Raw genomic sequence first — 22,883 nt, 5'->3', positions numbered from 1 at the left:
CATGTACGATTTCGACTGGAGCACGATTGTTCCTAACCTGCCTTACCTGCTTAACGGTATGGTTATCACCCTGAAGATAACCCTTACTGCGGTGGTCTTCGGGATTATCTGGGGCACCCTGCTGGCAATAATGCGTCTGTCCAGCGTCAAGCCGATCAGCTGGTTCGCCAGACTGTACGTCAACCTGTTCCGTTCAGTCCCGCTGGTGATGGTGCTGTTGTGGTTCTATCTGGTGGTACCCAGCTTCCTGCAACACGTGCTGGGGCTATCGCCTAAAACCGATATTCGCCTGATTTCCGCCATGGTGGCTTTCGCCCTGTTTGAAGCCGCTTACTATTCGGAAATTATTCGCGCCGGGATCCTGAGTATCGCCCGGGGTCAGGGCAATGCGGCGCTGGCGCTTGGGATGACGCAATGGCAGGCTATGCAGTTGATCATTCTGCCACAGGCATTCCGCGCCATGATCCCGCTGCTGCTCACCCAGGGTATCGTCCTGTTTCAGGATACCTCGCTGGTTTACGTCCTCAGTCTTGCCGATTTCTTCCGTACTGCCGACACTATCGGTATTAACAACGGAACGGAAATTGAGATGGTTTTGTTTGCCGGTGCCGTTTATTTCGTTATCAGCCTTAGTGCTTCGCTGTTGGTCAGTTATTTAAAGAAAAAAAGGACCGTTTAAATGATTATCCTGAAAAATGTTTCTAAGTGGTATGGTCACTTTCAGGTGCTGACCCACTGCTCAACCAACGTTAACAAAGGCGAAGTGGTGGTAGTTTGCGGGCCGTCCGGTTCCGGTAAATCGACGCTGATAAAAACAGTAAATGGCCTCGAACCCATTCAGGAAGGCCTCATTGAAGTTAATGGCACCGGGGTAAATGACAAACGTACCAATCTGGCCCTGCTGCGTTCTAAAGTGGGTATGGTATTCCAACACTTTGAGCTATTCCCGCATCTGACTATCGTCGAAAACCTGACGCTGGCACAAGTCAAAGTCCTCAAGCGTAATAAAGAGGAGGCCCGACAAAAAGGGCTGAAGCTGCTGGAACGCGTCGGGCTTTCCGCTCACGCCAATAAGTATCCCGGCCAGCTGTCAGGCGGTCAGCAGCAGCGCGTAGCTATCGCCCGGGCACTGTGCATGGATCCCATCGCGATGTTGTTTGATGAACCCACTTCAGCGCTGGATCCGGAGATGATCAACGAGGTACTGGACGTGATGGTCGAGCTGGCAAACGAAGGTATGACCATGATGGTAGTGACCCACGAAATGGGATTTGCCCGTAAAGTGGCCAATCGGGTTATCTTTATGGACGAAGGCAAAATTGTGGAAGATTCACCGAAAGATGATTTCTTTAATAATCCGCAATCTGAGCGTGCAAAAGACTTCCTCGCCAAAATCTTGCATTAAAAGGCGGAGCGATGCGTTTTTATCCCTACATCATTTTAGTTGCAGGATAAAAACGCCAACGCATTTCGCACCGCGCCTGATCTGGCCCTGAATGAACGGGGCCGCCAGGCCTGAAATCAATACAGCGCACGCGTTAAGGTTCAAACGGCTGGCGCTGGAACTGGTCATTGCCACATTCCGGACAGCGCGTCAGTGTTTCAGGCGTGTAGATCGCCCGGGTAAACTGGCATTTTTCACAAACCAGATTGCCCAGTCCCACTACTTCACCACTCTGATAGACACCGTGGTGGTTGAGGTCCTGAAACACCTCACGCCACTCCAGTTGGCTCTTATCGGTAATGTCCGCCAGCTCTTTCCATACACTCTCACGGATGATTCGCATAAACACGCTGTCACGGTTGGCAGTCTGGTTTTCCGTATAGCTACGGGCAAACTCTTCCAGGTCACGGCGCACCGCCCTGCTCACATCATCTACCTGAGTGTGGGTCAGTTCACCGCGATTAATCATCCGTTGCCTGGCGCTCTCCACCAATGCATCAATATTATGCTCCCCCTGATTGATCCTTTCGGTCAGCGAAGAAAGCAGTTCCTGATAATACTGAGCAACCTTGTTCATTTTCTCTCCTTCACCTGCCAACGAGTTTCGCTCTTAATTCTAGCGTTATTCCCACTATCAGGCTGGGATGACGGTGAAATTTGCCTGCTATCTTCCAGCTTACAGAGAAATGCCGCTTGTCGGACCGGATACTGTTGTTGCGCTGGGGGCGAATCAGCTATGCTATGCGGATCTAAATGAACGCATAAAGTTTACAAAGGACCACTGGCAGCCATGCAAGAGCAATACCGCCCGGAAGAGATAGAACCCCATGTTCAACAGCACTGGGATGAGAAGCAAACGTTCAACGTTGTCGAAGATGAAGGTAAAGAGAAGTACTACTGCCTCTCCATGCTGCCCTATCCTTCCGGCCGCCTACATATGGGCCATGTGCGTAATTACACCATTGGCGATGTGATCTCTCGCTATCAACGCATGCAAGGTAAAAACGTACTACAGCCAATTGGCTGGGATGCGTTTGGTCTGCCTGCTGAAGGCGCAGCGGTGAAAAATAACACGGCACCAGCACCGTGGACCTATGACAACATCGAATACATGAAGAACCAGTTGAAACTGCTCGGTTTCGGTTATGACTGGAGCCGCGAACTGGCGACCTGCCGACCTGAATATTATCGCTGGGAACAATGGTTTTTCACCAGGCTGTACGAAAAAGGTCTGGTCTATAAAAAAACGTCTGCCGTTAACTGGTGTCCGCATGATCAGACCGTTTTGGCGAATGAACAGGTTATCGATGGTTGCTGCTGGCGCTGCGACAGCAGAGTCGAGCGCAAAGAGATCCCCCAGTGGTTCGTGAAAATCACCGATTACGCTGATGAATTGCTGAATGACCTCGACAAGCTGGAAAGTTGGCCAGAGCAGGTTAAAACAATGCAGCGCAACTGGATTGGTCGTTCAGAAGGGGTCGAAATCACCTTTGACGTTGCCGACAGTAATGAAAAACTGAGCGTTTACACCACCCGCCCTGACACTTTTATGGGAGTCACCTACCTGGGCGTGGCTGCCGGTCACCCGCTGGCGGCACAAGCGGCAGCAAGTAATCCGGCACTGTCAGATTTCATCGCCGAATGCCGTAATACCAAAGTTGCCGAAGCTGAAATGGCCACAATGGAGAAAAAAGGCATGGCGACCGGCCTGTTTGCCATCCATCCTCTGAGCGGTGAAAAACTGCCGGTGTGGGTCGCCAACTTTGTGCTGATGGAATACGGCACTGGCGCCGTCATGGCTGTACCGGGTCATGACCAGCGCGACTGGGAATTCGCGACCAAATACGCGCTACCGATCAAACCGGTCATTCGGTATGCCGATGGTAGCGAACCGGATCTGAGCGGATCAGCAATGACCGAAAAAGGCACGCTGTTCAACTCTGGCGAATTCGATGGCCTGTCGTTCGATGCTGCCTTCAATGCCATTGCCGATAAACTGGCGGCAAAGGGCGTCGGCGAGCGTAAAGTCAACTATCGTCTGCGCGACTGGGGGGTTTCTCGTCAGCGCTATTGGGGCGCACCAATCCCGATGGTCACTCTGGAAGATGGCACGGTTATCCCCACGCCGGAAGACCAATTACCGGTTATCCTGCCGGAAGACGTGGTGATGGATGGCATTACCAGCCCACTTAAAGCTGATCCCGAATGGGCCAAAACCACCGTAAACGGTCAACCCGCGCTGCGTGAAACCGATACCTTCGACACGTTTATGGAGTCTTCCTGGTACTACGCACGCTACACGTGCCCGGATTATGACCAGGGCATGCTGGATCCGGCCGCCGCGAACTACTGGCTACCGGTCGATCAGTATGTCGGCGGTATTGAACATGCGATCATGCACCTGCTTTATTTCCGCTTCTATCACAAACTGTTACGTGATACCGGCCTGGTCAATTCCGACGAACCCGCTAAACGTCTGCTGTGTCAGGGGATGGTACTGGCTGATGCATTCTACTATGTGGGGCAGAACGGCGAGCGTAACTGGGTTTCACCCGTAGACGTAACCGTGGAGCGCGACGAGAAAGGCCGTATTACTAAAGCCACCGACCCGGCTGGCCACGAACTGGTTTACGCGGGCATGAGTAAAATGTCGAAGTCGAAAAACAACGGCATTGATCCACAAGTGATGGTTGAGCGTTACGGCGCGGATACTGTGCGTCTGTTTATGATGTTCGCTTCCCCGGCTGAAATGACGCTCGAATGGCAAGAATCCGGGGTGGAAGGGGCTAACCGCTTCCTGAAACGTGTCTGGAAACTGGTATTCGATCACACCGAGAAAGGCGCGACTGTCGCGTTGGATGTCAGTGCGCTGAATGACGCCCAGAAAGCGCTGCGCCGCGATCTGCATAAAACTATCGCCAAAGTTTCCGATGACATTGGTCGCCGCCAGACCTTCAATACTGCGATCGCGGCCATTATGGAACTGATGAACAAGCTGATCCGTGCGCCGCAGGAAAGCGAGCAGGACCGTGCGCTGATGCAAGAAGCGCTGTTGGCCGTGGTACGTATGCTTTATCCGTTCACCCCGCACGCCAGCTTCATCTTGTGGCAGGCGCTGGGGGGTGCTGGCGATGCTGATAACGCGTCATGGCCAGTAGCGGATGAAGCAGCGATGGTGGAAGATTCTCTGCTGGTCGTCGTACAGGTTAATGGTAAAGTACGAGGCAAAATTACCGTTCCGGCAGACAGCACGCAGGAACAGGTTCAGGCGCGTGCTGCGCAGGAACATCTGGTCGCCAAATATCTCGCTGGCGTCACCATTCGTAAAGTGATTTACGTACCGGGCAAATTACTTAACCTGGTCGTGGGTTGATGTCAGGAGGAATTGTGCGACATCCGATAATGTCAGTACTACTGGGACTGGTGATATTAATCACCGCAGGCTGCGGCTTTCATCTGCGCGGAACCACGGCTATCCCGCCCGAGATGAAAACCCTCATCGTTGATACAGGGGATCCATATGGACCACTGGCTCGTGCCGTACGTGAAGAACTGCGTCTTAACAATGTGACCGTGCTGGAAAAACCAGGGCTGCGTAAAGATGTTCCTTCGCTGCGTCTGGGAGCCGAAAATTATAACCAGGATACCGCGACGATTTTCCAGGATGGTAAAACGGCGGAATACTCGATGATGTTGACCGTCAATGCGCAAGTGCTGGTGCCCAATCAGGGTATCTACCCAATCAGCGCGACCGTTTATCGTTCGTTCTTCGATAACCCATTGGCAGCGCTGGCAAAAGATGCTGAGCAGAACATGATCATCAGTGAAATGCGCACTCAGGCGGCCCAGCAACTGGTACGTAAACTGTTAACCGTGCATATTGCAGAGAGCGATCCTTCCGTAAATACGCTGGATTCCACACCCTCCGCAACTGAACGGACCTCACCGCGTACTATTCTGCCTGACAATTCTTACGCCAAATGATCAGGATCTATCCTGAGCAACTCAACGCGCAGCTCCATGAAGGGCTGCGCGCTTGTTATATTCTTACCGGTAATGAACCGCTATTCCTGCAGGAGTCGCAGGATGCCGTACGTGCAGCGGCCCAGCTGCAGGGATTTACCGAACATGTCAGTATCGTTATCGACGCGCATACCGAGTGGGATGCTATCTTCTCCACTTGCCAGTCCCTCAGCCTGTTTGCCAGTCGTCAGACACTGATGCTGACTCTGCCAGAAAATGGCCCTAACACGACCATGGCGGAACAGTTGGTGAAGCTTTCCACCTTGTTGCATGCCGATATTTTGCTGATACTGCGGCTTGCCAAACTGACCAAAGCCCAGGAAAACAGCGCCTGGTTCAAAGCGCTGAGCGCCCAGGCGGTAGTGGTTCCATGTCAGACACCAGAACATGCTCAGTTACCGCGCTGGGTGACTGCCCGTGCGAAAAACCTCAAACTGTCACTGGATGATGCGGCAATCCAATTGCTGTGCTATTGCTATGAAGGCAACCTGCTGGCGCTGGCACAGGCTCTGGAGCGCCTTTCGCTCCTGTGGCCAGATGGCAAGCTAACACTGCCGCGAGTTGAACAGGCGGTTAATGATGCCGCGCACTTCACGCCATTTCACTGGGTGGATACGTTGCTGGCCGGTAAAAGTAAACGAGCTCAGCATATTCTGCACCAGATGCGGGCGGAAGACAGCGAGCCGATGATCCTGCTACGGACTCTGCAACGCGAACTGCTGTTGCTGCTCACCCTGCAACGCCAGATGAACACGACACCACTGCGTACCCTGTTCGATCAGCACCGCGTCTGGCAGAACCGCCGCCCTTTGTTCAGTGAAGCGTTGCAACGCCTGTCAGCATCACAGCTGGCACAGGCCATTCGCCTGCTGACGCGTATTGAACTGACCCTGAAGCAGGATTACGGTCAGAGTGTCTGGCCAGAGCTGGAAACGTTATCGCTGCTGTTGTGTACCAAATCATTTCCTGAGAGCTTTTGTGATGTCTGACAACCAGCCGCTTCAGGCACTCTTCGGCGGGACGTTCGATCCTGTTCATTACGGTCATTTGCGACCAGCCGAGACGCTGGCGAAACGGGTCGGCCTGCAGAAAATCACCTTGATGCCCAATAACGTCCCACCGCATCGCCCTCAACCTGAAGCCTCTGCCGCCCAACGCATTGCCATGCTAAAGCTGGCGATAGCGGATAATCCATTGTTTGATATTGATCTGCGGGAAATGCAGCGCGACACACCATCGTATACCATTGATACGTTAACCGAGTTGCGTGCCGAACGCGGCGTCAAACAGCCACTGGCGTTTATCATTGGGCAAGATTCCTTGCTAACCTTACATACATGGCACCGTTGGCAAGAGTTACTGAGATTGTGTCACCTGCTGGTGTGCAAACGTCCGGGATATGACCACAAGCTTGAATCCATAGACATGCAGCGCTGGCTGGAGCAACATCAGGTCGACACGGCCGCAACGCTACACCAGGAAGCGGCCGGCCGGATATTTATGGCTGACACGCCGCTCGTTGCTGTCTCGGCCTCGGAAATTCGTCACCGCCGCCATCAGGGAGAGTCCTGTGAAGACCTCCTGCCGTCTGCCGTGCTGACCTTTATCGATAATGAGGGTTTATATCGAAACCCCACGCCACGTGGTATACTGCGCCGCTAAATTTTACGGCTTTATTTCGCCGGGAAACTCGTCTCCCGATGACTGTTCACGAGACACAGAAGATAATCCATCTGACTTAAACCCAAGGGGGAACCTTTTGCAAGGTCAAGCACTCCAAGACTTCGTCATTGATAAGATCGACGATCTGAAAGGACAGGATATTGTTTCTGTTAACGTTCAGGGCAAATCCAGTATCACCGACTGCATGATTATCTGCACCGGCACTTCAACGCGTCACGTCGCGTCTATCGCCGATCACGTGGTGCAGCAAACCCGAGCCGCAGGTTTGAAACCGCTCAGTGTCGATGGTAAAGCTACTGCGGATTGGGTGGTGGTCGATCTGGGTGATGTGATTGTACATGTTATGCAGGAAGAGAGTCGTCAGCTCTACGAACTCGAAAAACTCTGGAGTTAATGCGTGAAGTTGCAGTTGGTCGCCGTCGGTACAAAAATGCCGGACTGGGTGCAAACCGGATTGATGGAATACCTGCGCCGTTTCCCCAAAGATATGCCGTTTGAGCTGACCGAAGTACCCGCGGGCAAACGGGGGAAGAATGCAGATATTAAACGTATCCTCGAAAAAGAGGGTGAAATGATGCTGGCTGCGGTGGGTAAAGGCAACCGGATAGTTACCCTGGATATTCCAGGTCAACCATGGGAAACCCCGCAACTGGCTAGCCAGCTTGAACGCTGGAAGCAGGATGGCCGCGATGTCAGCCTGTTAATCGGCGGGCCGGAAGGCCTCTCGCCCGCCTGTAAAGCGGCGGCTGAACAAAGCTGGTCGCTCTCGGCGCTGACGCTGCCCCATCCGCTGGTTCGCGTGCTGGTTGCCGAAAGCCTGTACCGAGCCTGGAGCATTACGGCAAACCACCCCTACCATCGTGAATAACTTTGAGTAAACGGATACACTTAAGCAGCGGATGAAATTACAACGCAATTCCTTTCGTGACTACACTGCCGAACAGACGTTGTTTGTTCGCCGATCATTGATCGCTTTTTTTGGCATTATCCTGCTTTCCTCAATTCTGGTGGTCAATCTGTATCATCTACAGATCCTCCGATATAACGATTACAGCACCCGATCCAATGAAAATCGCATTAAGCTGGTGCCGGTGGCCCCCAGTCGCGGCATTATCTATGACCGCAATGGCATTTCTCTGGCGCTGAACCGCACCATCTATCAGATTGAGTTAGTCCCAGAGAAGGTCGAAAATCTCGAAAAAACGCTGATGGCGCTGCGCCCTATTGTCGGCCTGACGGACGAAGATTTGGTTGCCTTTGAAAAAGAACGCAAGCGCTCCCGGCGTTTCACCTCTATCTTGCTCAAAAGCGGCCTGAACGACGAACAGGTCGCTCGCTTTGCCGTTAACCAGTACGCCTTTCCTGGCATAGAAGTAAAAGGTTATCAACACCGCTACTATCCCTATAAGTCCGCCCTGACCCACGTACTGGGCTATGTTTCCAAGATAAACGATCGTGATGTTGAACGGCTGGATAAAGAAGGTAAATGGGCGAACTACGCCGCAACGCACGATATCGGCAAACTGGGTATCGAACGTTACTATGAAGATCTACTGCACGGCAAAACCGGCTATGAAGAAGTGGAAGTTAACAACCGGGGCCGGGTGATCCGCCAGTTGCACGAACAGCCGCCACAAGCGGGTCAGGACATCTACCTCACCATTGATTTGAAGCTACAACAATATATTGAACAGTTGTTGGCGGGCAGCCGGGCCGCGGTGGTGGTCACTGACCCGCGCAATGGCGAGGTTCTGGCGATGGTCTCCATGCCGAGCTATGACCCAAATCTGTTTATCGACGGTATCAGCAGCAAGGATTACAACATGCTGCTCAACGATCCTAATCGCCCACTGATTAATCGAGCCACTCAGGGCGCCTATCCTCCGGCTTCCACTGTAAAACCGTACATTGCGGTTTCGGCGCTGTCAGCCGGTGTCATTGATCGGAACACCAGCCTGTTCGACCCGGGCTGGTGGCAGTTGCCGGGCTCGGAAAAACGCTTTCGGGACTGGAAGCACTGGGGACATGGGCGTCTGAATGTCACCAAAGCGCTGGAAGAATCGGCCGATACCTTCTTCTATCAGGTCGCCTATGACATGGGTATTGACCGTCTGTCCACCTGGATGAATAAATTCGGTTACGGCCAGCGTACGGGTATTGATCTGATGGAAGAAACACCCGGCAATATGCCGACCCGTGAATGGAAGATGAAACGTTTCAAGAAACCCTGGTATCAGGGGGATACCATTCCGGTGGGTATTGGCCAGGGCTACTGGACTGCAACCCCCATGCAGATGAACAAAGCGATGATGATCCTGATTAACGACGGCATTATCAAAACACCGCACCTGCTGTTCGCAAGCGTGGTCAACAACGTGAAAGTGCCTTATCGCCAGCCGGAAGCCCTTCCGGTGGCGGATATTCATAACGGCTACTGGGAAATTGCCAAAGACGGGATGTATGGTGTGGCTAACCGTCCCAACGGGACGGCACATAAGAGTTTTGCTGATGCGCCTTATAAAATCGCCGCAAAATCCGGTACTGCCCAGGTCTTTGGGCTGAAGGAAAACGAGACGTATAACGCCCATAAGGTATCGGAATTGCTGCGAGACCATAAACTGATGACCGCATTCGCGCCCTATGATAATCCCCGAGTGGCCGTTACCATCATCCTGGAGAACGGTGGCGCGGGTCCGGCTGTCGGTATCATTATGCGCCAAATCCTCGACCATATTATGTTGGGGGATAACAATACCAACCTGCCGGATGCCATTCCGCAGCCCCCCGGCTATGAAGGTGAATAATCATGAATGATAGTCATCAGAAACGTACTATCTGGACCAAAATTCATGTCGATCCGACATTTTTTATCCTGATCGCCGCCCTACTGGTTTACAGCGCTCTGGTTATCTGGAGCGCCAGCGGCCAGGATCCGGGCATGATGGAACGTAAGCTTGGACAGATTGCGATGGGCATCGTCATGATGCTGGTGATGGCGCAGATCCCGCCCAGGGTTTATGAAGGTTGGGCGCCCTATCTCTATATTCTTTGTGTGATATTACTGATAGCCGTGGATGCGTTCGGACATATCAGTAAAGGCGCACAGCGCTGGCTGGATCTGGGCGTAGTACGTTTTCAACCCTCAGAGATAGCCAAGATCGCCGTACCGCTGATGGTCGCCCGCTTTATCAGCCGTGACGTTTGTCCCCCCACGCTAAAAAATACCGCTATAGCACTGGCACTGATTTTCATGCCAACGCTACTGGTGGCGGCGCAGCCGGATCTGGGAACCGCTATCCTGATCGCCGCCTCCGGGCTATTTGTGCTGTTCCTGTCAGGTATGAGCTGGAGACTGATCCTGGTGGCGCTACTGATGGTGGCAGCCTTTATCCCGATCTTGTGGTTTTTCCTGATGCATGATTACCAGCGTGACCGGGTGATGATGCTGCTCGATCCAGAAAGCGACCCACTTGGTGCCGGTTACCATATTATTCAGTCGAAAATCGCCATCGGCTCCGGCGGTTTGCGCGGTAAAGGTTGGCTGCATGGCACCCAGTCTCAACTGGAATTTCTCCCCGAACGTCACACTGATTTTATCTTCGCGGTGCTGGCGGAAGAATTAGGATTAGTCGGTGTGCTGGTCCTGCTGGTACTCTACGTGCTGCTCATCATGCGAGGTCTGATCATGGCCGCCCGGGCGCAGACTACCTTTGGCCGGGTAATGGCCGGAGGACTGATGTTGATCTTCTTTATCTATGTTTTTGTTAACATTGGTATGGTAAGCGGCATCTTGCCAGTCGTGGGCGTTCCACTGCCTCTGGTCAGCTACGGCGGATCCGCCTTGATTGTTCTGATGGCCGGGTTTGGCATTATTATGTCCATTCACACCCACCGAAAACTGTTGTCGAAAAGCGTTTAAGAGGCATAAACATGCGTAAGGACTGGCTCTGGATTGGCCTGGCTGTCGCTCTACTGGCAGCCTGTAGTACGACTGAACAACAGACCGCTGCCCCACAGCAACCGGCCTACAATGGTCCGGTAGTGGAAATTGGCGGCGCGGAACCACGCTATGAACCGCTAAATCCGCACGCCAATCAAGATTATTCGATGAATGGTAAGACTTACCATATCGTAAAAGATCCGTCTAATTTCAGTGAAACCGGTCTGGCAACCTGGTATGGCAATGAAGCTAAAGGCAACCAAACGGCCATCGGCGAGCCATTTGATCCGGATGCCTTGACCGCAGCCCACCCAACCCTGCCGATCCCAAGTTATGTCCGCGTCACTAACCTGGCCAATGGTCGTCAATTGGTGGTACGCGTTAATGATCGCGGCCCTTATACGCCGGGCCGCATTATCGACCTGTCAAAGGCTGCAGGTGATCGCCTGAATATCTCTAATAATACCCGCGTGAAAGTAGACTTTATTCAAGTGGCCCCGGATGGCTCGTTGTCAGGACCTGGGACCATAGGCACCCGCGTCGCTAAGCAAAACTATGCGCTGCCGCCACGCCCGGATATTGGTGGTGGTATGGTGGTCATGGGTGCGGCTTCCAGCGCCGCAACAACCTCAGAGCCGCAGCAAAACTCAGCGTCGTCCGCCCAGCCTGTCGCCAACCCGCAACAGGCACCTGAATCACATCCGATTGATAACCAGACTCTGAGCAGCAATGACAATTTGGCGGCGCCAGTACGCAGCAGTGGTTTTTTAGTCGCGTCTCAACCGCTGCGTGACGGTGTGCTGGAGGGCAGTGAATCATCTTCCTCAACCGCATCGTCGGCAGCAACCGTTGCCACGCCTGCCGCCACAGCTACCGCGCCACGTGCCTCTGGCGGGACGATTTATGTCGTACAGGTTGGCGCAGTCAGCGACCCGACCCGGGCTCATCAATTGATGAATTCGTTGAGCAAAAAATTCGGCGTACCCGGCACGGTAGATAATCACGGCAACATCTACCGCATTCAACTGGGCCGCTTCAGCTCGCGTCAACAAGCCAGCGCACTACAGCAACGTCTGTCCAGTGAGGCGAATCAAGCCTCGTTTATTACCGTCGCACCCAACAACATGTAATACTGTTCCGGCACCCGCTCGCCAGGTAAAGACGGATGCCGGACAGTGTTGCTTTTGCTATAGTGAGTCACATTTTTTAACTTAGCCATGGATGCTATAGTCCTGAACATGAACAATCTGACCTCGACCAAACTGCTAAAACACCTGGCCGCTGCGGGCTCACTGCTCGCTTTCAGCCTCGTTTCCTTCGCCCACGCCGATGATGTAAACATTAAAACCATGATCCCCGGCGTACCTGATATTGATGCTGAAGCTTATATACTGATCGACTATAACTCCGGTAAAGTGCTGGCAGAGAAAAATGCCGATGCTCGTCGTGACCCTGCCAGCCTGACCAAAATGATGACCAGCTATGTCATTGGCCAGGCGGTGAAAGCCGGTAAGATCCATCAGGATGACATCGTCACCGTAGGTAAAGACGCCTGGGCTACCGGTAACCCGGTGTTCAAAGGTTCCTCGCTGATGTTTCTCAAACCGGGCGATCGCGTACCGGTTTCTCAGTTGACTCGCGGTATCGTGCTACAGTCAGGTAATGATGCCTGTGTGGCGATGGCTGATTATGTCGCGGGTAGCCAGGACGCATTTGTTAGCCTGATGAATAACTACGTGAAGGCGCTTGGCCTGCAAAATACCCACTTCCAGACCGTTCATGGCCTGGATGCAGAAGGACAGTACAGCTCAGCCCGTGATATGGCGCTGATCGGTCAGGCGTTGATCCGCGATGTTCCGGACGAATACGCCGTCTATAAAGAAAAAGAGTTCACCTTCAATAATATCCGCCAGATGAACCGTAACGGTTTACTGTGGGACAGCAGTCTGAACGTTGATGGGATAAAAACCGGTCATACTGATTCCGCCGGTTATAATCTGGTGGCATCTGCAACCGAAGGTCCAATGCGTCTGATCTCCGCAGTGCTGGGCGGTCATACTTATAAAGGACGCGAGACCGAAAGCAAGAAGCTGCTGACTTGGGGATTCCGCTTCTTTGAAACCGTGAAGCCTCTGCAATCGGGTAAAGAGTTCGCTTCTGAACCTGTCTGGTTCGGTAACATCGACCGTGTTCCTCTGGGTGTGGAAAAAGACCTTTACCTGACCATTCCCCGTGGTCGGATGAAAGATCTGAAAGCCAGTTACACCCTGACCAACACCGAGTTACATGCACCGCTGGCTAAAAATCAGGTAGTAGGCACCATTAACTTTCAGTTGGATGGTAAAACCATTGAACAACATCCACTGGTAGTGCTGAATGATGTCCCGGAAGGCGGGTTTGTTAGTCGTATCATCGATTACGTTAAGCTGATGTTCCATCACTGGTTTGGTTAATTCCATTGCGTGATCGGCAATAAATTACGCACTCCGTGCCGGGTTGTCCCCTTGATTTCGACACGAATACACCCATATTTAATTAATAGCCAGGCTCCCGCTGCAGCGGGAGTCTTCGTTTTGGCGTTAGTGGAGCCCGTATGAAAACCAATCTTAAAGAACTGCTCGAATTCCCCACATCTTTTACCTATAAAGTCATGGGGCTGGCCCATCCAGAGCTGGTTGATCAAGTCGTGGAGGTGGTTCAACGCCACGCGCCGGGTGATTACTCTCCTGATGTGAAACCAAGCAGTAAAGGCAACTATCACTCGGTGTCTATTACCATCACCGCGACCCATATTGAGCAGGTAGAAACCCTGTACGATGAACTGGGTAAAATAGAAATCGTACGTATGGTGCTGTAATTCCTCGTCCCCCCCTACAAAGCCCTTGAATAATTCAGGTTGCACGAAAGCGGCAAAGGCAACAATCCCGATGAACTTACTGTAGTCGTCAGTGATTCGGGTGATTAAGTGCAACCGACACGCCCACAGATTGCAGTCAACCAGGTATGTTATACTCCCCTATCTCTTTTCAGAGGACTGCATGTTTTGAACCAGCATACCTTACTGATCCGTCAACTGGGTTTACAACCCTGGGCTGCGGTTTCTCAGGCGATGCATGACTTTACCGATAGCCGTAATGACCACACCCTGGATGAAATCTGGCTGGTAGAGCATCCGCCGGTATTTACCCAGGGCCAGGCAGGAAAAGCAGAACATCTGCTGATGCCTGGTGACATTCCAGTGATGCAAAGCGATCGCGGCGGCCAGGTGACCTATCATGGACCGGGCCAGCAGGTAATGTACGTGATGATCAACCTGAAACGCCGAAAAGTGGGGGTTCGCCAACTGGTGACCCTTATCGAACAAACCGTGGTCGATACCCTGGCCCATTTCGGTATTGAGGCTGCGGCCAGAGCTGATGCTCCGGGGGTTTACGTCAGTAATAAAAAGATTTGCTCGCTGGGGCTAAGAATTAGGCAGGGTTGTTCGTTTCATGGCCTGGCACTGAACATCGACATGGATCTTTCACCCTTCCTACGCATCAATCCCTGCGGTTATGCTGGTCTGGAGATGACCCAATTAAGCGACCTGAAACCCGGCACGACCCTTGCCGACGTGCAACCCTTGCTGATTGAAAATTTCGCCAGGCTGCTGAGGATTCCATCCGTTGTCTGGCTGAAAGGCGATGAGCGGGCACAACGGTAACCGGGTATAAAAATTTACAACTCAGACACATTTTCTCTTGCAACTGGCTGCAAGTCGCCAGCCGGAATGATATAATTTTTGCGCTTTTATCAAAAAAGTTAATGAGCATTCTGATGCAGCAGGCAGAAGACTGAGCGGCCAACCGGTCAGGAACCGATGGATACGGTATAGCGTTTTCTGGTCCATAAGGCGAGACAGGGCAAACCTCAGGCCTCATCGGGTGTCACTGGCTGGCCTGAATGACTGTATCATGAAAGGACGACTCTTTGAGTTTTTGCGGCTGTCAGAGCGCATGCCAACCTGGAACTTGCAAGATTATGAGTAAACCCATTCAGATGGAACGCGGGGTGAAATACCGCGATGCAGACAAGATGGCCCTGATCCCGGTAAAAACGCTGGTTACCGATACCCCAGAGATTTTACGTAAACCGACGTGGATGAAAATCAAGCTTCCTGCCGACTCCAGTCGCATCCAGGGCATCAAAGCCGCCATGCGCAAAAATGGTCTGCACTCCGTCTGTGAAGAAGCTTCCTGTCCTAACCTTGCAGAATGTTTTAATCACGGCACCGCGACGTTTATGATCCTTGGCGCCATCTGTACCCGCCGTTGCCCATTCTGCGATGTGGCTCACGGACGTCCAGTCGCACCCGATGCTGGTGAGCCGGAAAAACTGGCACAGACCATTGCCGATATGACGCTGCGTTACGTGGTTATCACATCCGTTGACCGCGATGATTTACGTGATGGCGGCGCCCAGCACTTCGCTGATTGCATCACTGCTATCAGACAGAAAAGCCCAACTATTAAGATCGAAACGCTGGTGCCGGACTTCCGTGGGCGTATGGATCGCGCGCTGGATATTCTTAATGCCACACCGCCAGACGTGTTTAACCACAATCTGGAAAACGTGCCACGGATTTACCGTCAGGTGCGCCCTGGCGCCAACTATGAATGGTCACTGAAGCTACTGGAGCGCTTTAAAGAAGTTCATCCGGAGATCCCAACCAAATCAGGTCTGATGGTGGGATTAGGCGAGACTAACGCTGAAATTATTGCTGTTATGCATGACCTGCGCCGTCATGGCGTGACCATGTTAACACTGGGACAGTATCTGCAACCCAGCCGCCACCACCTGCCGGTCCAGCGCTACGTCAGCCCTGCTGAGTTCGATGAGATGAAAGCGGCGGCGATGGATATGGGCTTTACCCATGCTGCCTGTGGCCCATTCGTGCGTTCTTCCTACCATGCAGATATGCAGGCGAAAGGTCTGGAAGTGAAGTAAATCTCTTCAGACTGACGGCGCTCATACTGAATTCGCCCCGATAAGTCATATTTATTTACATATAACCAACAAAAACAACAAACGGATGACTCAGTCATCCGTTTGTTTATCGCATCCGCTGAAGTTTACTCTTTGTGAGCAACTTGTTCGGCAGGCTTCTCTTCATCGACCGGCGCTTTTTTAGCAGAAGTGTCGTCGTCACTCATGGCTTTTTTGAAACCTTTAATTGCTGACCCAAGGTCACCGCCGAGAGAACGTAACTTGTTGGTTCCAAATAATAATATGATCAGAGCACCGATAATCAGCAACTTGGCAATACTGATACCTTCCATACACACCTTCTTTTTTAACCTGACCGATGATAAGGCCAACAATAATATAAAGTGTATTAACACGCACATTACCGGTCAATACAACTGCAATCTGTAACAGAGTAATATCTGCACAATCGCCTGAAGAATAATATCAGATAAAGCGGCTCAGGAAAGCCTGGAATCGTGGATGTTGTGGATTCACCAGTACCTCTTCCGGCGGTCCCTGCTCCACCACTCTGCCACCATCCATAAAGACCACCCGATCTGCCGCTTCCCGGGCAAAACCAATTTCGTGCGTCACCACCACCATCGTCAGTCCCTGATCGGCCAGCGTACGCATGGTCGCCAACACTTCCCCCACCAGCTCAGGGTCCAGTGCAGAGGTGGGTTCATCGAACAGCATCAGCTTAGGACGGATCGCCAGGGCACGGGCTATCGCTACGCGCTGCTGTTGTCCGCCGGAGAGGTGACGAGGCCAGGCATTCGCCTTCTCACTCAATCCAACCGTCTCCAGCAACTCGGTAGCATAGCGTGTCGCTTCTTCCCGCGACTGTTTATGCACCCCTATCGGGGCTTCGATAATATTTTGCAATACCGTCATATGCGGGTAGAGATTAAACTGTTGAAACACCATACCAATCTCCTGGCGCTGGCGGGCGATCTTGCGCGCCGACAGACGGTGCAATACCCCCTTCTTCAGCTCGTAGCCAACCTGATTGTCCCCCACCATAATCGAACCTGCGTTCATGTCCTCCAGATGGTTGATACAACGCAAAAAGGTTGATTTACCCGAACCGGAAGGCCCCAGAATGACCACCACCTCGCCCGGCATCACATCCATATCGATACCCTTCAGAACCGGGTTATCACCGTAGCTTTTCTGTACGTTACGTGCACGCACCAGCGGCTGTATCTCGCTCATAGATCCTCCTTGCGAACGAAAGGACGATGAACCATTGGGGTTACCTGGCTGTCGACTGGGGGCTGGCGACGTTTAGCCACCGTTACACGCCGTTCTCCTCTGGAGTAATAACGTTCTATCGCTGATTGCCCGATATTGAGGATTGAGGTAATAACCAGATACCAGATGACCGCCACCATCAGCATCGGGATCACTTCGAAGGTGCGGTTATAGACCGACTGTACCGAATAAAGCAGATCACCCATAGCGATAACACTGACCAACGAGGTGGCCTTGATCATACTAATCAGTTGATTTCCCGTTGGTGGAATAATCGCGCGCATTGCCTGCGGAATGATAATGCGGCGCAACGCGCGTGCACGGTTCATACCAAAAGCCTGAGTCGTTTCCACCTGCCCCTTATCCACCGACTGCAAACCAGCCCGGATGATTTCCGCCATATAAGCGGCTTCATTCAGCGCCAGACCGGCGATAGCCGCGGTTAACGGGGTAATCAAATCGTTGGTATTCCAACTGGCAAACACCGGCCCGCCCAGCGGAATACCCAGAGTAATGGTTGGGAACAACGTCGACATGTTGTACCAAAAAATCAATTGCACCAGCAGCGGCGTACCACGGAAAAACCAGATATACAGACCGGATAACCCTCTTAACAAACGGTTATCCGACAAGCGGGCCACCGCCAGCAATAATCCCAGTAGCGTGCCAAGGATCATCGATACCACGGTTAATCCCAACGTGACCTGCAATCCCTTCAACACCGAAGCTTCAGTAAACCATTTGAGGACCACACCCCACTCGAAATTGGGATTAGTCGCCACCAGCCAGGCAAAATTGGCAGCAATCACCAGCACCACAATCCATGAAACCAGGCGTCCATAGCGTGGTACGCTGCGGGCGAAAGCCACATCGCGCTGCTGCACGTCAGCCCGTTCCCTGGCGGATGAATTCGTGGTGCCGTTCATCATTTCGCCGTCCCTTTCGCCAGGTCAATCCCCGGTTGCGTAATCATGTTGCCATCCAGTTTCCACTTTTTCATGATGGCGGCGTAGGTGCCGTTAGCAAACAACGCTTTGTAACCGTCAAGCACCACTTTCCCCAGCGCTGAATCTTTCGGCACCACGCTGCCCTGAAAAATATCGCCAAAACCATTTTTCTTGCCTTTCCCGGTCAGTTCCAACTGCCCATGTGCCTGGTCAACAAAATAAATCAGTGGGGCCTGAGACGAGAAAAAAGCGTCGGAACGTTTTGAACGCACCGCCAGGATAGAAGAAGGCTGATCGGTGAAAGACTGCACGATCACCGCTGGCTTGCCGGCCGCGGTACAAACCGCTGACTGCTTGCGGATAACCTGCTCGGCTGACCCCGCCGCCATCACCGCGATACGTTTACCGCAGGTATCCTCCAGCCCGTTAATTTGCGCCGGATTACCTTTCTGTACGGCAAACACCACAAATTCCTGCACAAAATCGATAAAGTCGTTTTTCTCCTGACGATCCGGATAATCGCCTATCGGGCCGATTGCCAGTTGATAGCGACCAGATTTGATCCCCGCCAACACGCCAGACAAACCGCTGACTGTCGTATGCTCAATTTTAATCCCCAATAACTGCCCCAGCGCCTCAGCCAGATCAGCCGAAGCACCGGTCATGGCATTCGGGCCTTCGACTATCTCATAGGGCGGAAATGATCCGTTGTTTACCGAAATCATTTTGCCAGCCTGCCGAATCTCCGCCGGTAAACGGTCATGCAGGGCCTGATCGACTTGCTGTCGTGGAATAGCATCGGCAGCATGCGCCATGACGACACTGAACCCCAGGGCCAACGCGATGGCAGTAGAAATCGTCTTCATTATCAAACTCCCCGGTAGCTTATTTATTATTGAGTTCTGGACGCGCAAAACGACGGTTTTCCAACACCGGCAGCACGTAACGCGCATGCGCAATACGAGACGGATCCAAATCAGCAAAGACCAGCGCCGGAGCTTCAGCCGCTTTGACCATCGCCACACCCAGCGGATCAACCACCAGGCTGTTACCAATGTTTCGCGGACCGCACTCACCTACCGCCACCAGATAACAGGTATTTTCTAATGCGCGGGCCGTGACCATCACCTCCCAGTGCATCTCCTTCAACGGACCTTTAACCCAGGCTGCTGGCAGTACCAGTACCTCAGCCCCCTCCAGAACAAGGCGACGGGCCAACTCAGGAAAACGCACGTCATAACAGGTCATCAGACCTATTTTCATCCCGGCGACCTCCACCAATGGCGGAACCTCATTGCCTGGCGTGACATTGCGAGATTCCTGCATCGCGAAGGCATCATACAAATGCAGCTTGTCGTAACGACCGATGATTTCACCATTGCGGATAGCAATCAGTACATTCAACGCGCGTCCGTCATCTGCTGGCACATGCACCGTCATCATCGTGGTCAGGTTATTACCCCGACTGGCGGCATAGACTTCGGTCATAAACGGGCCATCCAGCGGCTGGGCAGCTTTTAACACCAAATCGGGATCGGCAATATCTCGGGCCAGCACACCTTCCGGCAGCACCAGCAAATCGGCGCCGCCCGCCTGCGCCTGAGTCATTAACCCCGTAATGGTGACAGCATTGTCCTGCCACTCACGACTGACCGCGAACTGTCCTAAAGCAACTTTCATCATCATGCTCCTGTAGTCACTGCGGGGAACAATGCTTCCGGCGTGAGGCATTGAGCAGTGATACCTTGCTCAAAAAGCTCGGTGGCAAAATCACTGATCATCTTCTTGTTAGCGCCAAATCCATTGGCATTCCAGTCAGCAGGCAAATCCTGTGCGGTACGTCGCAGATCATCAAGCAACCACGGGGTGGTCTCAGCATATTTTTCCCGCTTGTCATGCCACAACCTTGCCGACTGCTCAATCAGCTCACTCACCTGTTGCGGGATGTCCGGATGCGCCGCCGCCATCTCCGGCTTGAATGCCAGCAGATGATGACCGGGGATATACCCTACGCGGTTAAACCAGTCCAGTTCAGCCTGGCGAAAATCGGTTTGTAACTGGCGCAAACCGGAACCTTTCAGGAAGAAGCCTTGTGGCATAAATGGGGTGAATACCGCGTCCAGCTCTCCCGCTTTAAGGAGATCAATGAGCGGGCGCTCACCTGGTGCGGCGTCAATCCGCCCTGGACGACCAAAGCCATTCAGACGATCAACAATCGGATGTTCCTGGGTCAGACGACCGGCATACCAGTATGCGTCATCAATAGTCACTCCAACTTCACGCAGCAGTGCCCGAGTCCAGGTATTCCCTGAATCCTGCCACCCCGTCACGCCAATTTTTTTCCCTTTCAACTGTTCAAGGGCCACTAACTGATTATCTTCCGTAGTGATAATGCAGCGCTGGCGGAAACCACGCATCAGGAAATGAGGCAGTGCCAACAGGGAGTTGTCTCCCTTCGCCCTGAGTTGGGCATAACGACTGAAGGAAATCTCGGCTGCGTCATAATCGCGACTGGTTGCCAAATCGCCCACCAGCGTTCCCACGCGATGAATTTCCAACTTAAAATCCTGTGGCTGGATATCGCCCAGTGCCAACGGCGTAAAATAGTCCCAGTCTCGTACCGCCAGTCTGATCGTGACCATGTATTTTTCTCTCGTTACATGTGAAGCGCCAACGCGCGACGCTTAAATAATGTGCAATTGCAGTTTAAATGTGATACTAGAACGACAATATTATCTGTACAATATTTTCTTTGTTACTGAACAAATGGATTTCTTATGACCTCAATGCGGGATCTGACCTGGTTTGTTGAGCACCTGATGACGGATGCCTCAGTCAAGGGAATTGCCGGTGTGACGGCGGAACTGATCCGCGAAGGACATATCCCTGTCGGTACTCATTTGCCATCGGTGCGAGATTTAGCAGAAGCGTTAGGAGTCAGCCCGGCGACAATTTCGGCGGCCTGGGGCCAACTTAAGCGGCAAAAAGTGATCGCCGGTAAAGGGCGAAGCGGCGTATGGGTATGTGGCGATAATGTTACGCCAAGACCCGTACGTTTTGAAAAGATCGGTAATTATGGCAACAATATCCGCGCTGATCTCGCCATGGCGTCTCCCGATCCCGCCCTGTTACCTGATCTGGAACAGGCGATGCTACAGGGGATCCAGTGTCCGCAGTTGAACAGCTATCAGCGTGCGCCAATCACCCAACCCTTGCTGGATGCGATCAAACCGGACTGGCCCTATCAGGCCGAAGACTGGCTGGCGACAGATGGTGGTTTTGATGCGATGAATTGCATTATGCAGACGCTGTTTTCACCTGGCGAGAAAGTGATTATTGAAGACCCAACAGCCACCCGCCTGCTCGATATGCTGGATAATGTTGGCGCTAAAATGATGCCGTTGCCCTGTGATGAACAGGGCCCGCTGCCTGGCGCACTGGAGGCACTACTGCACAAGGGAGCGACAGCGATTATCTATCAGCCAAGGACACATTCAGCCACCGGGCATACGGTCAGTGAAGCACGCAGCGATGAATTAGCCAAAGTGCTGATCGGCACCCGTACACTGATCATTGAAGATGACGGTATTGGTGAGCTTTCGGCTTACCCGGTATGGAGCCTGGGGCGCTATTTTCCCGAGCGCACGCTATATGTCCGCTCCTTCTCCAAAGCATATGGCCCGGATCTACGACTGGCCGTTTTATCTGGCCCACATACACTGTTGAAACGCGTCCAGTCATGGCGAAACTTTGGTGCCAGTTGGACCAGCCGCATTCTGCAACAGGCTGTGGCATGGATGCTGCAGGACAAGGCCACCCAGCAGCAACTGCAACAGGCGAAAACCGTCTACGCCAGACGTCGCCGGCAATTGCTGGCCGCGCTGGCAGAGAGGGGCCTGACGTTACCGGACCGTGACGGACTGAGTATTTTTATCCCGGTGCAGTCTGAACAGTTTGCGATGATAACTCTGGCCGCCAGAGGTATTGCGGTGCTGCCCGGCGAACGCTGCCGCAACGGCGGTATTCAGTTTATCCGCGTCAGCACCGCAATGCTCCACCCTGACAGCATCGACAGTATTGCCGACGCGCTGGTATTAGCCAGCGGCCAGGATCTCAATGCGACGGGTTCAGATCTTTGATCAAATAGCGTGGAGACTCGCGGTAGCCTTCACGCGCATAAAATGCATGGGCTTTGCTCCGACGTTCATGGCAATGAACTTCCATCCGATCACAGCCCCGTTCTCGCGCCAGCCGTTCAGCATGCTGCAACATGTGCTGCCCAACGCCGTTGCTGCGCGCGCCTTCCGCAATGCAGAAATAACTCACGCGAGCGAAGTCACCGGCCAGCGCCAGTTGAGGGATAAAATGTAGCGACAGGAAACCCAACACTGTGCTGTCGTGCTCAGCAATCAGTAGCTGTTCAGTTGGATCAGCTATCAGTTGCGCCAGACGCCTGGCAATAAAGACCTCGGTATTGTTGTAACCCAGTTCCCCCCTCTGTCAGGATAGTTGTCACCCCCATCAAAAACACTAATGGGGCGGTGAGGAAACACCATGAAACGCCTTTCGCCAGAACGAAAATCAG

24 protein-coding genes are annotated in these 22,883 nt (G+C 52.8%); 16 read left to right on the top strand and 8 right to left on the bottom strand.

What is annotated here, in order from left to right:
- Position 1 precedes the first annotated feature (1 nt).
- A complete protein-coding gene (gltK, locus tag EH228_RS02280) occupies positions 2-679 on the top strand; it encodes a glutamate/aspartate ABC transporter permease GltK (RefSeq protein WP_152320081.1) in 678 nt (225 codons plus the stop codon).
- Entirely contained in the window at positions 680-1,405 is a 726-nt protein-coding gene (locus EH228_RS02275) for an amino acid ABC transporter ATP-binding protein (protein WP_152320080.1), read from the top strand.
- Between the two features lie 133 nt (positions 1,406-1,538).
- Here EH228_RS02275 and EH228_RS02270 read toward each other — a convergent pair whose 3' ends face one another.
- Positions 1,539-2,021 (bottom strand): zinc ribbon-containing protein, encoded by a 483-nt coding sequence (locus tag EH228_RS02270; protein ID WP_152320079.1) that lies wholly within the window; start codon positions 2,019-2,021, stop codon positions 1,539-1,541.
- 213 nt (positions 2,022-2,234) lie between these two features.
- On the opposite strand from EH228_RS02270, the gene leuS reads away from it, so the two are divergent.
- From leuS to lipA, 13 genes are all read left to right on the top strand, one after another.
- Positions 2,235-4,817: a leucine--tRNA ligase gene (leuS, locus tag EH228_RS02265; protein WP_152320078.1), complete on the top strand. Its 2,583-nt coding sequence runs from the start codon at positions 2,235-2,237 to the stop codon at positions 4,815-4,817.
- A 14-nt stretch (positions 4,818-4,831) separates the two neighbouring features.
- Complete coding sequence (lptE, locus tag EH228_RS02260) at positions 4,832-5,428, top strand: LPS assembly lipoprotein LptE (protein ID WP_152320077.1); 597 nt, start codon at positions 4,832-4,834, stop codon at positions 5,426-5,428.
- Complete coding sequence (holA, locus tag EH228_RS02255; protein WP_152320076.1) at positions 5,425-6,456, top strand: DNA polymerase III subunit delta; 1,032 nt, start codon at positions 5,425-5,427, stop codon at positions 6,454-6,456. Before lptE ends, holA begins: the two co-directional genes overlap by 4 nt.
- Positions 6,449-7,129, top strand: a complete 681-nt coding sequence (gene nadD, locus EH228_RS02250; protein ID WP_152320075.1) for a nicotinate-nucleotide adenylyltransferase — start codon at positions 6,449-6,451, stop codon at positions 7,127-7,129. The genes holA and nadD overlap by 8 nt, the downstream gene beginning before the upstream one ends.
- Before the next feature lie 97 nt (positions 7,130-7,226).
- Positions 7,227-7,544: a ribosome silencing factor gene (gene rsfS, locus EH228_RS02245; RefSeq protein WP_152320074.1), complete on the top strand. Its 318-nt coding sequence runs from the start codon at positions 7,227-7,229 to the stop codon at positions 7,542-7,544.
- Between the two features lie 3 nt (positions 7,545-7,547).
- Positions 7,548-8,018 (top strand): 23S rRNA (pseudouridine(1915)-N(3))-methyltransferase RlmH, encoded by a 471-nt coding sequence (gene rlmH, locus EH228_RS02240; protein WP_152320073.1) that lies wholly within the window; start codon positions 7,548-7,550, stop codon positions 8,016-8,018.
- Positions 8,019-8,049: 31 nt separating this feature from the next.
- Positions 8,050-9,954, top strand: a complete 1,905-nt coding sequence (gene mrdA, locus EH228_RS02235) for a peptidoglycan DD-transpeptidase MrdA (protein ID WP_152320072.1) — start codon at positions 8,050-8,052, stop codon at positions 9,952-9,954.
- A 2-nt stretch (positions 9,955-9,956) separates the two neighbouring features.
- A complete protein-coding gene (gene mrdB / locus EH228_RS02230) occupies positions 9,957-11,069 on the top strand; it encodes a peptidoglycan glycosyltransferase MrdB (protein WP_152320071.1) in 1,113 nt (370 codons plus the stop codon).
- 11 nt (positions 11,070-11,080) lie between these two features.
- A complete protein-coding gene (gene rlpA / locus EH228_RS02225) occupies positions 11,081-12,220 on the top strand; it encodes an endolytic peptidoglycan transglycosylase RlpA (protein WP_152320070.1) in 1,140 nt (379 codons plus the stop codon).
- A 108-nt stretch (positions 12,221-12,328) separates the two neighbouring features.
- Positions 12,329-13,543, top strand: a complete 1,215-nt coding sequence (dacA, locus tag EH228_RS02220) for a D-alanyl-D-alanine carboxypeptidase DacA (RefSeq protein ID WP_152320069.1) — start codon at positions 12,329-12,331, stop codon at positions 13,541-13,543.
- A 140-nt stretch (positions 13,544-13,683) separates the two neighbouring features.
- Positions 13,684-13,947: a DUF493 family protein YbeD gene (gene ybeD, locus EH228_RS02215; protein WP_152320068.1), complete on the top strand. Its 264-nt coding sequence runs from the start codon at positions 13,684-13,686 to the stop codon at positions 13,945-13,947.
- Between the two features lie 177 nt (positions 13,948-14,124).
- Positions 14,125-14,793, top strand: a complete 669-nt coding sequence (lipB, locus tag EH228_RS02210; protein ID WP_420841441.1) for a lipoyl(octanoyl) transferase LipB — start codon at positions 14,125-14,127, stop codon at positions 14,791-14,793.
- Between the two features lie 317 nt (positions 14,794-15,110).
- Positions 15,111-16,076: a lipoyl synthase gene (gene lipA / locus EH228_RS02205; RefSeq protein WP_152320066.1), complete on the top strand. Its 966-nt coding sequence runs from the start codon at positions 15,111-15,113 to the stop codon at positions 16,074-16,076.
- A 125-nt stretch (positions 16,077-16,201) separates the two neighbouring features.
- Here the strand turns inward: lipA and tatE are convergent, their stop codons facing one another.
- The 6 genes from tatE to EH228_RS02175 all read right to left on the bottom strand — a co-directional run bounded on the left by tatE (position 16,202) and on the right by EH228_RS02175 (position 20,940).
- Positions 16,202-16,408, bottom strand: a complete 207-nt coding sequence (tatE, locus tag EH228_RS02200; protein ID WP_152320065.1) for a twin-arginine translocase subunit TatE — start codon at positions 16,406-16,408, stop codon at positions 16,202-16,204.
- Between the two features lie 133 nt (positions 16,409-16,541).
- Positions 16,542-17,312 carry an amino acid ABC transporter ATP-binding protein gene (locus EH228_RS02195; RefSeq protein WP_152320064.1) on the bottom strand — a complete coding sequence of 257 codons (771 nt, stop codon included), beginning with the start codon at positions 17,310-17,312 and terminating at the stop codon, positions 16,542-16,544.
- Positions 17,309-18,280: an amino acid ABC transporter permease gene (locus EH228_RS02190; protein ID WP_152320063.1), complete on the bottom strand. Its 972-nt coding sequence runs from the start codon at positions 18,278-18,280 to the stop codon at positions 17,309-17,311. The genes EH228_RS02195 and EH228_RS02190 overlap by 4 nt, the downstream gene beginning before the upstream one ends.
- Positions 18,277-19,164: an ABC transporter substrate-binding protein gene (locus tag EH228_RS02185; RefSeq protein WP_152320062.1), complete on the bottom strand. Its 888-nt coding sequence runs from the start codon at positions 19,162-19,164 to the stop codon at positions 18,277-18,279. Before EH228_RS02185 ends, EH228_RS02190 begins: the two co-directional genes overlap by 4 nt.
- 19 nt (positions 19,165-19,183) lie before the next feature.
- The gene (locus EH228_RS02180; protein WP_152320061.1) at positions 19,184-19,978 is read right to left on the bottom strand and encodes a deaminated glutathione amidase; all 795 of its coding nucleotides are present in this window, start codon (positions 19,976-19,978) and stop codon (positions 19,184-19,186) included.
- A gap of 2 nt (positions 19,979-19,980) precedes the next feature.
- Positions 19,981-20,940: a substrate-binding domain-containing protein gene (locus EH228_RS02175; protein WP_152320060.1), complete on the bottom strand. Its 960-nt coding sequence runs from the start codon at positions 20,938-20,940 to the stop codon at positions 19,981-19,983.
- A 135-nt stretch (positions 20,941-21,075) separates the two neighbouring features.
- Between EH228_RS02175 and EH228_RS02170 the strand changes: the two genes are divergently transcribed.
- Positions 21,076-22,437 carry an aminotransferase-like domain-containing protein gene (locus EH228_RS02170; RefSeq protein WP_152320059.1) on the top strand — a complete coding sequence of 454 codons (1,362 nt, stop codon included), beginning with the start codon at positions 21,076-21,078 and terminating at the stop codon, positions 22,435-22,437.
- On the opposite strand, the gene EH228_RS02165 is transcribed toward EH228_RS02170, so the two are convergent.
- The gene (locus EH228_RS02165) at positions 22,412-22,786 is read right to left on the bottom strand and encodes a GNAT family N-acetyltransferase (RefSeq protein ID WP_152320058.1); all 375 of its coding nucleotides are present in this window, start codon (positions 22,784-22,786) and stop codon (positions 22,412-22,414) included. The two genes, EH228_RS02170 and EH228_RS02165, sit on opposite strands and share 26 nt — an antisense overlap.
- Between the last annotated feature and the right edge of the window lie 97 nt (positions 22,787-22,883).

The sequence above is a fragment of the Erwinia endophytica genome (assembly GCF_009295515.1).
Classification (GTDB): Bacteria; Pseudomonadota; Gammaproteobacteria; order Enterobacterales; family Enterobacteriaceae; genus Erwinia; species Erwinia endophytica.
The sequence above is the reverse complement of the archived record's forward strand: the minus strand, read 5'-3'. Positions and strand labels throughout refer to the sequence as shown.